This window comes from Escherichia sp. MOD1-EC5495, from assembly GCF_002965965.1.
Classification (GTDB): Bacteria; Pseudomonadota; Gammaproteobacteria; order Enterobacterales; family Enterobacteriaceae; genus Escherichia; species Escherichia ruysiae.
The window spans coordinates 1-12,052 of the sequence record NZ_PTRI01000001.1 but is presented as its reverse complement, the minus strand read 5'-3'; the positions used below and the strand labels follow the sequence as shown (position 1 = coordinate 12,052).

Below are 12,052 nucleotides of genomic sequence, written 5' to 3'. Positions count from 1 at the left end.
TCACAAACTATTGCAGGCCAGATAAGGCGTTCACGCCGCATCCGGCATGAACAGAGCGCACGTTGTCGAGATTAATCGCGGAAGTTTTTGAACTGGAACGGCTGACCGAGATCGCCACCGCGAACCATCGCCATCACAGCCTGCAAATCGTCACGGGATTTGCCAGTTACGCGGATCTCATCGCCCTGAATTTGCGCCTGCACTTTCAGTTTGCTGTCTTTGATCATCTTGACGATTTTCTTCTGAGTCGCGCTCTCAATGCCCTGCTTCAGTTTCGCTTCCACAAACCAGGTTTTACCGCTATGAACGATATTTTCCGGCACATCCAGCGAACTGCCTTCAATGCCGCGTTTGAGCAGTTTGGCACGCAGAATATCCAGCAACTGATTGACCTGGAAATCGGACTCGCTCAGCACTTTGATAGTTTTGTTGGCGTCGTTCAGCTCAAACGATGCTTCAACGTTACGGAAGTCAAAACGAGACTCTACTTCGCGACTCGCGTTATCGACCGCGTTACGCGCTTCCTGAAGATCAACTTCAGAGACAATATCGAAAGATGGCATCTTTTTCTCTCCCTTCATTTTTGATGCGAAGCATAATACCTGCAAAGTTAAATAACAGACAGTCCTGCGCCAGGACGTATCCCTTAATTGTGCATGGTCACAACACCATGCACAATTAAGGGATAGCCTTATTGAACACCCGGTGTGGTTGCGGGTGAGGAGGAACAATGAAAATTACCGTATTGGGATGCGGTGCCTTAGGGCAATTATGGCTTACAGCATTTTGCAAACAGGGTCACGAGGTTCAGGGCTGGCTGCGCGTACCGCAACCTTATTGTAGCGTGAATCTGGTGGAGACAGACGGTTCGATATTTAACGAATCGCTGACCGCCAATGATCCTGATTTTCTGGCCACCAGCGATCTACTACTGGTGACGCTGAAAGCCTGGCAGGTGTCTGATGCCGTCAAAAGCCTGGCGTCGACGCTACCTGTAACCACGCCAATTTTGCTGATCCACAACGGCATGGGCACCATTGAAGAGTTACAGAACATCGGGCAACCTTTACTGATGGGCACGACCACCCATGCAGCGCGCCGCGACGGCAATGTCATCATTCACGTGGCAAACGGTATCACACATATCGGCCCGGCACGGCAACAGGACGGCGATTACAGTTATCTGGCGGATATTTTGCAAACCGTGTTGCCTGACGTTGCCTGGCATAACAATATTCGCGCCGAGCTGTGGCGAAAGCTGGCGGTAAACTGTGTGATTAATCCGCTCACTGCCATCTGGAATTGCCCGAACGGTGAATTACGTCATCACCCGCAAGATATTATGCAGATATGCGAAGAAGTCGCGGCGGTAATCGAACGCGAAGGGCATCATACTTCAGCGGAAGATTTACGTGATTACGTGATGCAGGTGATTGATGCCACAGCAGAAAACATTTCGTCAATGTTGCAGGACATCCGCGCAATGCGCCATACAGAAATCGACTATATCAATGGTTTTCTCTTACGCCGCGCCCGCGCGCATGGGATTGCTGTACCGGAAAACACCCGCCTGTTTGAAATGGTAAAAAGAAAGGAGAGTGAATATGAGCGCATCAGCACTGGTTTGCCTCGCCCCTGGTAGTGAAGAAACCGAAGCGGTCACCACTATCGATCTGCTGGTTCGCGGTGGCATTAATGTCACCACTGCCAGCGTCGCCAGCGATGGCAACCTGGCGATTACCTGCTCGCGCGGCGTAAAGCTGCTGGCAGATGCGCCCCTGGTCGAAGTGGCGGATGGTGATTATGACGTGATCGTGCTGCCTGGCGGCATTAAAGGCGCGGAGTGTTTTCGCGATAGCACCCTGCTGGTCGAAACTGTTAAACAGTTCCACCGTTCCGGGCGTATCGTTGCCGCTATTTGCGCCACGCCAGCTACCGTGCTGGTGCCGCACGATATCTTCCCGATTGGCAATATGACCGGCTTCCCGACGCTGAAAGACAAAATTCCCGCTGAACAATGGCAGGACAAGCGCGTCGTCTGGGATGCACGGGTAAAATTGCTGACCAGCCAGGGGCCGGGTACGGCTATTGATTTTGGTCTGAAAATTATCGACCTGCTGGTTGGGCGCGAGAAAGCCCATGAAGTGGCATCACAACTGGTGATGGCGGCAGGGATTTATAATTATTACGAGTAGTGTCGGATGCGGTAAGCGTCGCATCTGACCAGATGCGACGTTAAAACTACAAATTACGGGCGATACACCTTCACATTGTTAAAGCCCTGTTCGCGCAGATAGAGCGCCTGCAGGCGGCTCATCACTCCGCGCTCACACCACAACAGCCAGGTTTTGTTCTGGTCGAGATCGCCAAATTTGGTGCTCAGTTTATAGAACGGCAGAGAAACCACATCAATCCCTTCGACTTTCAGTGGCTTATCTTCCTGTTCATCGATAGAACGGATATCGAGGATCACGTCGTTCGGACCGAAGCCATTGACGGTTTCCACTTCAACCACTTCCTGCTCGGTCTGCTGGGCGATTTCGCGGATATCAACGTTATTCGCTTCCTCAACCACTTTCTCGAGAATGCTGAAGTCGAACTTCTCTTCTTCCGCTTCAATCTTCGATTTAACCGCTTTCACCGTCGGGCTCTTGGAGATCACACCGCAATATTCCGGCATCGTGCGGGCAAAGTCTTCGGTGCCAATCTGGCGAGCCAGGTTGATGATGTGCTCTTTGTCGTAAGAGATCAGCGGACGCAGGATCAGCGTATCAGAGACGTTATCAATCAGGCGCAGGTTGGTCAGCGTCTGGCTGGACACCTGGCCCAGTGCCTCGCCGGTGACCAGCGCCTGTACGCCGTAACGTTCAGCCACTTTAGACGCGGCACGCACCATCATACGTTTGAGGATAACCCCCATCTGACCGTCGTCGATTTTCTCAAGAATTTCCCCGACTACCGGCTCGAAGTTAATGGCGACAAAACGCACGCGGTGAGAGCTACCGAAGCGGTTCCACAGATAATGTGCCACCTGACGAACGCCGATTTCATGCGCCGCGCCGCCGAGGTTAAAGAAGCAGTAATGCACGCGGCAGCCGCGACGCATCAACATATAGCTGGAAACGCCGGAGTCAAAACCACCGGAGATCAGCGACAGCACATCTTCCTGGGTGCCGATCGGGAAACCACCAATACCTTCGTAGCGCCCTTTGATCAGCAGCAGACGATCGTCTTCAACTTCCAGATGGACTGTCACATCCGGGTTAGTCAACTTCACGCGCGCGGATTCAATATGCTGATTTAAACCGCCGCCGACGTAACGTTCCACATCAATCGAGCTAAAATCATGTTTGCCACGGCGCTTCACGCGTACGCAGAAGGTTTTTCCTTCCAGCTGATCGCGATACTGAACCAACGCTTTCTCAAAAATATCGTGCATGTCAGTAAACGGCACGTCTTCGACTTCGAGAATATGGTGGATACCCGGAATACGGGTCAGGGCGTCGCGAATGGCCAGACGCTGGTTTTCATCTTTTGCGCGAACTTCGATGTTATCCCAGTGACGGACGACAGCGAGCGTCTCATCATAGTGCTTTAAAACGTTACGAATATTCCCGGTAAGGATTTTTATAAAGCGCAAGCGCACAGATTGGCTCTTGATGGTGATTTCCGGGAACAATTTAATGATAAACTTCATGGCGGCAATGGTTCGTTGGCAAGTCTTAAGCGACTTGTATAGGGAAAAATACAGCAGCCCACACCTGCGGCTGCATCCAGGCGCGGAAGTATACCACTAACATCGCTTTGCTGCGCACATCACCTTACCATTGCGCGTTATTTGCTATTTGCCCTGAGTCCGTTACCATGGCGGGGCGTAAAATATTGAGAGTCAGACATTCATTATGCCGAAGAAAAATGAGGCGCCCGCCAGCTTTGAAAAGGCGCTAAGCGAGCTGGAACAGATTGTGACCCGTCTGGAAAGTGGCGACCTGCCGCTGGAAGAGGCACTGAACGAGTTCGAACGTGGCGTGCAGCTGGCACGTCAAGGGCAGGCCAAATTACAACAAGCCGAACAGCGCGTACAAATCCTGCTGTCTGACAACGAAGACGCCTCTCTTACACCTTTTACACCGGACAATGAGTAATGGACTTTCCGCAGCAACTCGAAGCCTGTGTTAAGCAGGCCAACCAGGCGCTGAGCCGTTTTATCGCCCCACTGCCCTTTCAGAACACTCCCGTGGTAGAAACCATGCAGTATGGCGCATTATTAGGTGGTAAGCGCCTGCGACCTTTCCTGGTTTATGCTACTGGTCAAATGCTCGGCGTTAGCATGAGCACGTTAGACGCACCCGCTGCCGCCGTAGAGTGTATCCACGCTTACTCATTAATTCATGATGATTTACCGGCAATGGATGATGACGATCTGCGTCGTGGGTTGCCGACCTGCCATGTGAAATTTGGTGAAGCGAACGCGATTCTCGCTGGCGATGCTTTACAAACGCTGGCGTTCTCGATTTTAAGCGATGCCGATATGCCGGAAGTGTCAGATCGCGACAGAATTGCGATGATTTCTGAACTGGCGAACGCTAGCGGTATTGCCGGTATGTGCGGCGGTCAGGCATTAGATTTAGACGCGGAGGGCAAACACGTACCTCTGGACGCACTCGAGCGTATTCATCGCCATAAAACCGGCGCATTGATTCGCGCCGCCGTTCGCCTTGGTGCATTAAGCGCCGGAGATAAAGGACGAAATGCACTGCCAGTACTCGACAAGTATGCAGAAAGCATCGGCCTTGCCTTCCAGGTTCAGGATGACATCCTGGATGTGGTGGGAGATACTGCAACGTTGGGAAAACGCCAGGGTGCCGACCAGCAACTTGGTAAAAGCACCTACCCTGCACTTCTGGGTCTTGAGCAAGCCCGGAAGAAAGCCCGGGATCTGATCGACGATGCCCGCCAGTCGCTGAAACAACTGGCTGAACAGTCACTCGATACCTCGGCACTGGAAGCGCTAGCGGACTACATCATCCAGCGTAATAAATAAACAATAAGTATTAATAGGCCCCTGATGAGTTTTGATATTGCCAAATACCCGACCCTGGCACTGGTCGACTCCACCCAGGAGTTACGACTGTTGCCAAAAGAGAGTTTACCGAAACTCTGCGACGAACTGCGCCGCTATTTACTCGACAGCGTGAGCCGTTCCAGCGGGCACTTCGCCTCCGGGCTGGGCACGGTCGAACTGACCGTGGCGCTGCACTACGTCTATAACACCCCGTTTGACCAATTGATTTGGGATGTGGGACATCAGGCTTATCCGCATAAAATTTTGACCGGACGCCGCGACAAAATCGGCACCATCCGTCAGAAAGGTGGTCTGCACCCGTTCCCGTGGCGCGGTGAAAGCGAATATGACGTATTAAGCGTCGGGCATTCATCAACCTCCATCAGTGCCGGAATTGGTATTGCGGTTGCTGCCGAGAAAGAAGGCAAAAATCGCCGCACCGTCTGTGTAATTGGCGACGGCGCGATTACCGCTGGCATGGCGTTTGAAGCGATGAACCATGCGGGCGATATCCGTCCTGATATGCTGGTAGTCCTCAACGACAATGAAATGTCGATTTCCGAAAATGTCGGCGCGCTCAACAACCATCTGGCGCAGCTGCTTTCCGGTAAGCTTTACTCTTCTCTGCGCGAAGGCGGGAAAAAAGTTTTCTCTGGCGTGCCGCCAATTAAAGAGCTGCTCAAACGTACCGAAGAACATATTAAAGGCATGGTGGTGCCTGGCACGTTGTTTGAAGAGCTGGGCTTTAACTACATCGGCCCGGTTGACGGTCACGATGTGCTGGGGCTTATCACTACGCTAAAGAACATGCGCGACCTGAAAGGCCCGCAGTTCCTGCATATCATGACCAAAAAAGGTCGTGGTTATGAACCGGCAGAAAAAGACCCAATCACCTTCCACGCCGTACCTAAATTTGATCCCTCCAGCGGTTGCCTGCCCAAAAGCAGTGGCGGTTTGCCGAGCTATTCAAAAATCTTTGGCGACTGGTTGTGCGAAACCGCAGCGAAAGACAACAAGCTGATGGCGATTACTCCGGCGATGCGTGAAGGTTCTGGCATGGTCGAATTCTCACGTAAATTCCCGGATCGCTATTTTGATGTGGCAATCGCTGAGCAACACGCAGTGACCTTTGCTGCAGGTCTGGCGATTGGGGGGTACAAACCAATCGTGGCGATCTACTCCACCTTCCTGCAACGCGCCTATGATCAGGTACTGCATGACGTGGCGATTCAAAAGCTACCGGTTCTGTTCGCCATCGACCGCGCGGGCATTGTTGGTGCTGACGGTCAAACCCATCAGGGCGCTTTTGATCTCTCTTACCTGCGCTGCATACCGGAAATGGTCATTATGACCCCGAGCGATGAAAACGAATGTCGCCAAATGCTCCATACCGGCTATCACTATAACGAGGGGCCGTCAGCGGTGCGCTACCCGCGCGGCAATGCCGTCGGCGTGGAACTGACGCCGCTGGAAAAACTGCCGATTGGCAAAGGCATCGTGAAGCGTCGTGGTGAAAAGCTAGCGATCCTCAACTTTGGTACGCTAATGCCAGAAGCGGCGAAAGTCGCCGAATCGCTGAACGCTACGCTGGTCGATATGCGTTTTGTGAAGCCGCTTGATGAAGCGTTAATTCTGGAAATGGCCGCCAGCCATGAGGCGCTGGTCACCGTTGAAGAAAACGCCATTATGGGCGGCGCGGGCAGTGGCGTGAACGAAGTGCTGATGGCCCATCGTAAACCAGTACCCGTGCTGAACATTGGTCTGCCGGACTTCTTTATTCCGCAAGGAACTCAGGAAGAAATGCGCACCGAACTCGGCCTCGATGCCGCTGGTATGGAAGCCAAAATCAAGGCCTGGCTGGCATAATCCCTACTCCACTCCTGCTATGCTTAAGAAATTATTCATGGCAGGAGTGGCAGCATGCAATACAACCCCTTAGGAAAAACCGACCTTCGCGTTTCCCGACTTTGCCTCGGCTGTATGACCTTTGGCGAGCCAGATCGCGGTAATCACGCATGGACTCTGCCGGAAGAGAGCAGCCGTCCAATCATCAAACGGGCGCTGGAAGGCGGCATAAATTTCTTTGATACCGCCAACAGTTATTCTGACGGCAGCAGCGAAGAGATCGTCGGTCGCGCATTGCGGGACTTCGCCCGCCGTGAAGATGTGGTCGTTGCCACCAAAGTATTCCATCGCGTTGGTGATTTACCAGAAGGATTATCCCGCGCACAAATTTTGCGCTCTATTGACGACAGCCTGCGTCGTCTCGGTATGGATTATGTCGATATCCTGCAAATTCATCGCTGGGATTACAACACGCCGATCGAAGAGACGCTGGAAGCCCTGAACGACGTGGTAAAAGCCGGGAAAGCGCGTTATATCGGCGCGTCATCCATGCACGCTTCGCAGTTTGCTCAGGCGCTGGAACTACAAAAACAGCATGGCTGGGCGCAGTTTGTCAGTATGCAGGATCACTACAATCTGATTTATCGTGAAGAAGAGCGCGAGATGCTGCCGCTATGTTATCAGGAGGGCATCGCGGTGATCCCGTGGAGTCCGCTGGCGCGGGGACGTCTGACTCGTCCGTGGGGAGAGACCACTGCACGACTGGTTTCCGATGAAGTAGGAAAAAATCTCTACAACGAAAGCGACGAAAATGACGCGCGGATTGCAGAACGATTAACGGGCGTGAGTGAAGAATTGGGTGCTACGCGGGCACAAGTGGCTCTGGCGTGGTTATTGAGCAAACCGGGCATTGCCGCACCGATTATCGGAACGTCGCGGGAAGAACAGCTAGATGAGTTACTGAATGCGGTGGATATCACCCTGAAGCCGGAACAAATTGCCGAACTGGAAACACCGTATAAACCGCATCCGGTGGTGGGATTTAAATAGAAATCCAGGCCTGATAAGACGCAACAAGCGTCGTATCAGGCATCAGTGCGCAACCGCCGGATGCGGCGTGAACGCCTTATTCGGCCTACGACAGAATACCCAGCGGCCAGTGATGGCCGATAAAATAGAGTATTCCAGCGGAAATAACCCCGGCGACGATATCATCGATCATGATCCCCATGCCGCCATGCACATTGCGATCAAACCAGCGGATCGGCCACGGTTTCCACATATCCAGAATACGGAAAATCACAAACCCGGCGGCAACCCACTGCCAGTCATTGGTCGGCAGCGCCATCAGGGTGATCCACATGCCGATAAATTCGTCCCAGACAATGCTGCCGTGATCGTGCACGCCCATATCTTTCGCCGTCTGATGGCAAAGATAGACGCCGATACAGATCCCCAGCATCACCACCAGCGAATAAAGCTGCCAGGGCAAAAAGGTCATCAGATACCAGAATGGAATCGCCGCCAGCGAGCCCATCGTACCAGGGACAATCGGACTTAACCCACTCCCGAACCCCGTAGCCAATAAGTGCCATGGGTTACTCATTTTCAGGCGACTTTTCGCGACATCTTTATGGCGTGGCAAAATGGTCATATCCTTTCCAGTCTAACGTGACAGGTTCGCCGTCACGAACAAAACAAAGCCCTTCGATATCGGCGGTCATTTGCCCGATACAGGTAAACGGTACGCCAAGATGTCCCAAAGCCACATCCAGCGCGCCTCGGTTAAGTTCCGGTACAGTGAAACACAACTCGTAATCTTCACCGCCAGACAGCGCCCAACGCAGCGCCTGTTCCGGTTCGACGTGACGTGAAAGTGCGTCAGAGAATGGCAACAATGTCAGGTCAATGCGTGCGCCGCAGTCGCTGGCTTTCACGATATGCCCGAGGTCGGAGATCAGACCGTCAGAGAGATCGATGGCTGAACTCGCCAGATCGCGCAGTGCCTGCCCCTGTAAAATTCGCGGCGATGGGCGGAGATGACGTTTGATTAAATACTCCGCATCTTTAGCATCGGCAACCTGCAAACGGTTTTGCAAAATCGCCAGTCCGGCGGCGCTATCACCCGGCGTACCAGTCACATAAATCCAGTCACCCGGTTTCGCACCAGAGCGCGTTAAGGCTCGTCCCATCGGGACAAAGCCGTGGATACCCAACGTCATTGATAGCGGTCCACGCGTGGTATCGCCGCCAATGAGTTGCATATCGTAATAATTAAGCAGCTCGAAAAGACTGTCGCTGAAAGATTCAAGCCACGCTTCGTCTACGTTCGGTAAAGTCAATGCCAGCGTCAGCCAGGCCGGATCGGCACCCATCGCCGCCAGATCGCTTAAGTTTACCGCCAGTGCTTTATATGCCAGATCCGCAGGATCGATATCAGGGAGGAAGTGATTGCCCGCCACCAGCGTATCGGTGCTGATCGCCAGGGTCTGTTTCTCGGGGATATTGAGAAGTGCACAATCGTCACCGATGCCAAGTTCGACATCAAGACGAGAGCTTCTTACACGGTCAAAATAACGGGCAATCAGGGAGAACTCGCCACATGCCATACGTTATGCCTCAGCAGGTAAAAAAGAAAAGGCCGGAGAGTGCGGAAATGCTTTCCGTTACTCTGCCGGCCTGGATATCACTTTTTGTTAGGGCGAATCACAGGTGCTGCTTTATCGAGTACGCCGTTGACGAACTTATGGCTGTCTTCTGCGCCGAACGATTTTGCCAGTTCGATCGCTTCGTTAATGGCCACTTTATACGGCACATCGCTACGTTTAGACAGCTCGTACAGCGCAATGCGCAGTACTGCTTTTTCTACCTGGCCCAGTTCTTCCAGCAGGCGGGACAGATATGGCTTCATCAGTCCGTCGAGGTATGCGGTGTTAGTCGCCACCCCGGCCAGCAGCTCACGGAAGTACAGGACGTCAACGTCTTTTACATCCTGTTCAGCCAGGAACTGGTATTCAACATCAGCGATGTCGTTCTGGGACAACTGCCAGGAGTAGAGCGCCTGGACGGCACACTCACGAGCGCGGCGACGAGCAGCAGGTTTCACGGATTTCCCCTTACTAATTTCAGGCCTTGATGGCTTTCAATACATTAATCATTTCAAGCGCGGTCAGTGCAGCTTCTGCACCTTTGTTGCCAGCTTTGGTACCAGCACGTTCGATCGCTTGTTCAATGCTTTCAGTGGTCAGAACCCCAAAAGCAACCGGAATTTCGCTGTCCTGGGCAACATGCGCCAGGCCGTTGCTTGCACCACCAGCGACATATTCAAAGTGGGCAGTGCCACCACGAATAACCGTACCCAGCGCAATCACCGCGTCGTATTTACCGGTTTTAGCCAGTGCACCCGCCGCCAGCGGCAGCTCATAAGCACCTGGCACCCAAACAACGGTAATATTTTCATCTTTTACCTGACCAATACGTTTCAGTGCGTCAATCGCACCTTCCAGCAGGCTGTCATTGATAAAGTTGTTGAAACGCGCAATGGTGATGGCGACGCGAGCGTCCGGGGTAGCAACGTTAGCTTCAATAATGTTCATTTTTTTCCTTCGGGTTCGAGTTATGGCCCCGCAGGGGGGCGGATTTTAGCATAATATTTCGTGCGCTGCTTCCCTTTCGAGCCGGGAGATCATGCACCCACTAAATGCAGGCAAACATCCGGGCCTACATGACGTATCTCTTTGAATTTAAATTGGGGGGCGTCGGCTAACTTCTCAAGCCCCGGCAGCGTACATAATCCACGGGCGTCGCTACCTAAAAGTTTAGGTGCGATATAGACAATCAGCTCATCGACTAAACCGGCCTGTAGCAGTGCGCCAGCGAGCGTTGATCCCGCCTCTACCCACACACTATTAATTTGTTGCTTGCCCAGTTGCATCATCAGCACAACCAAATCCAGATGCCCGTTATGTTCCGGGATCAGCAAGGTGCGCACTGTTTCCGGCCACTCGCGGGCGTCATCCTGCGTTCGGGCAAACCAGGTCTCGCCCGGCTGTTGCACAATGCGGTGTTCTGGCGTCACGCGATTATCACTGTCAATGACGACGCGCACCGGCTGACGCAGATTTTCTTGCGAATAGAGCGCCTGAGTTTGTTCATCCAGTTCAGACCAACGCACCGTTAAGGCCGGATCGTCCGCCAGCACCGTGGCGCTGCTGGTTAAAATGGCATGACTTTGCGCACGCAGACGTTGAACATCACGCCGCGCCTGGGGGGAAGTGATCCACTGACTCTCACCGCTCGCCATCGCCGTACGACCATCAAGCGATGCGCCAAGTTTTAACTGGATATAAGGAAAGCCGGTGCGCATTCGTTTAAGAAAGCCTTTATTCAATTGCTCGGCTTCACTCATCATCAAACCGTGGCTGACGTCAATGCCAGCCTGTTGCAGGCGGTAAAGTCCACGTCCGGCGACCTGCGGATTCGGATCCTGCATCGCAGCGACCACGCGCGCTACGCCAGCGGCGGTGAGTGCGTCACAGCACGGCGGCGTTCGACCATGATGACTGCAAGGTTCGAGAGTGACATAAGCAGTCGCGCCTTTGGCTTTTTCACCCGCCATACGCAACGCATGTACTTCAGCGTGTGGTTCACCTGCACGGTGATGGTAACCTTCGCCGACAATTTCGCCATCTTTCACAATGACACACCCAACATTTGGGTTTGGGTGAGTAGTGAAACGTCCTCGTTGCGCCAGCTTTAGCGCCCGCGCCATGTAATACTCGTCCTGCACGGTTTAATCCTCCAGGCGCGCGATCTCTTCGCCAAATTCTTTGATATCTTCGAAACTGCGATAGACAGAGGCAAAACGGATATAGGCGACTTTATCGAGTTTTTTCAATTGTTCCATCACCAGATTGCCAATCATCTTGCTCGGCACTTCACGCTCACCGGTGGCGCGGAGCTGTGACTTTATATGGTTGATCGCCATTTCAACGTCGTCGGAACTTACCGGACGTTTTTCCAGCGCCCGCAGCATTCCGCTGCGCAATTTCTCTTCATTAAACGGTTCACGCACGTCGTTGCTTTTTACAACGCGCGGCATAACCAGTTCCGCCACTTCAAAGGTGGTGAAACGTTCATTAC

The 12,052-nt window shown here is 53.0% G+C and carries 14 protein-coding genes; 6 read left to right on the top strand and 8 right to left on the bottom strand.

Translation table 11 applies throughout. The features are described 5' to 3' along the window. Positions 1-71: 71 nt before the first annotated feature. Entirely contained in the window at positions 72-563 is a 492-nt protein-coding gene (yajQ, locus tag BEG40_RS00070) for a nucleotide binding protein YajQ (RefSeq protein ID WP_001138897.1), read from the bottom strand. 167 nt (positions 564-730) lie between these two features. Here yajQ and panE point away from each other — a divergent pair, with 167 nt between their 5' ends. Further along, positions 731-1,642, top strand: coding sequence for a 2-dehydropantoate 2-reductase (gene panE, locus BEG40_RS00065; RefSeq protein WP_000705824.1), 912 nt, complete (start codon positions 731-733; stop codon positions 1,640-1,642). Continuing rightward, complete coding sequence (gene yajL / locus BEG40_RS00060; protein ID WP_105284656.1) at positions 1,605-2,195, top strand: protein deglycase YajL; 591 nt, start codon at positions 1,605-1,607, stop codon at positions 2,193-2,195. The genes panE and yajL overlap by 38 nt, the downstream gene beginning before the upstream one ends. Positions 2,196-2,248: 53 nt before the next feature. Here the strand turns inward: yajL and thiI are convergent, their stop codons facing one another. Continuing rightward, positions 2,249-3,697: a tRNA uracil 4-sulfurtransferase ThiI gene (gene thiI / locus BEG40_RS00055; RefSeq protein WP_000668671.1), complete on the bottom strand. Its 1,449-nt coding sequence runs from the start codon at positions 3,695-3,697 to the stop codon at positions 2,249-2,251. 205 nt (positions 3,698-3,902) lie between these two features. Between thiI and xseB the strand changes: the two genes are divergently transcribed. The 4 genes from xseB to yajO are packed head-to-tail and all read left to right on the top strand — an operon-like array spanning position 3,903 to position 7,960. Then, on the top strand, positions 3,903-4,145 hold the full coding sequence (gene xseB / locus BEG40_RS00050; protein WP_001124935.1) for an exodeoxyribonuclease VII small subunit: 243 nt from the start codon (positions 3,903-3,905) through the stop codon (positions 4,143-4,145). Next, positions 4,145-5,044 (top strand): (2E,6E)-farnesyl diphosphate synthase, encoded by a 900-nt coding sequence (gene ispA / locus BEG40_RS00045; protein WP_000347246.1) that lies wholly within the window; start codon positions 4,145-4,147, stop codon positions 5,042-5,044. Before xseB ends, ispA begins: the two co-directional genes overlap by 1 nt. Positions 5,045-5,068: 24 nt before the next feature. Then, a complete protein-coding gene (gene dxs, locus BEG40_RS00040; RefSeq protein ID WP_105284655.1) occupies positions 5,069-6,931 on the top strand; it encodes a 1-deoxy-D-xylulose-5-phosphate synthase in 1,863 nt (620 codons plus the stop codon). A 54-nt stretch (positions 6,932-6,985) separates the two neighbouring features. After that, the gene (yajO, locus tag BEG40_RS00035) at positions 6,986-7,960 is read left to right on the top strand and encodes a 1-deoxyxylulose-5-phosphate synthase YajO (RefSeq protein ID WP_105284654.1); all 975 of its coding nucleotides are present in this window, start codon (positions 6,986-6,988) and stop codon (positions 7,958-7,960) included. Positions 7,961-8,045: 85 nt separating this feature from the next. Here the strand turns inward: yajO and pgpA are convergent, their stop codons facing one another. From pgpA to nrdR, 6 genes are all read right to left on the bottom strand, one after another. After that, on the bottom strand, positions 8,046-8,564 hold the full coding sequence (gene pgpA / locus BEG40_RS00030; protein WP_000154037.1) for a phosphatidylglycerophosphatase A: 519 nt from the start codon (positions 8,562-8,564) through the stop codon (positions 8,046-8,048). Then, positions 8,542-9,519 (bottom strand): thiamine-phosphate kinase, encoded by a 978-nt coding sequence (gene thiL, locus BEG40_RS00025; RefSeq protein WP_105284653.1) that lies wholly within the window; start codon positions 9,517-9,519, stop codon positions 8,542-8,544. Before thiL ends, pgpA begins: the two co-directional genes overlap by 23 nt. Positions 9,520-9,596: 77 nt before the next feature. Beyond that, entirely contained in the window at positions 9,597-10,016 is a 420-nt protein-coding gene (nusB, locus tag BEG40_RS00020; RefSeq protein WP_000801125.1) for a transcription antitermination factor NusB, read from the bottom strand. Between the two features lie 19 nt (positions 10,017-10,035). Further along, positions 10,036-10,506 (bottom strand): 6,7-dimethyl-8-ribityllumazine synthase, encoded by a 471-nt coding sequence (gene ribH / locus BEG40_RS00015; RefSeq protein ID WP_001021161.1) that lies wholly within the window; start codon positions 10,504-10,506, stop codon positions 10,036-10,038. Between the two features lie 89 nt (positions 10,507-10,595). Next, a complete protein-coding gene (gene ribD, locus BEG40_RS00010) occupies positions 10,596-11,699 on the bottom strand; it encodes a bifunctional diaminohydroxyphosphoribosylaminopyrimidine deaminase/5-amino-6-(5-phosphoribosylamino)uracil reductase RibD (protein WP_105284652.1) in 1,104 nt (367 codons plus the stop codon). A gap of 3 nt (positions 11,700-11,702) precedes the next feature. Then, positions 11,703-12,052: transcriptional regulator NrdR (gene nrdR / locus BEG40_RS00005; RefSeq protein ID WP_097363765.1), on the bottom strand; the 350-nt coding region annotated here is incomplete at its 5' end.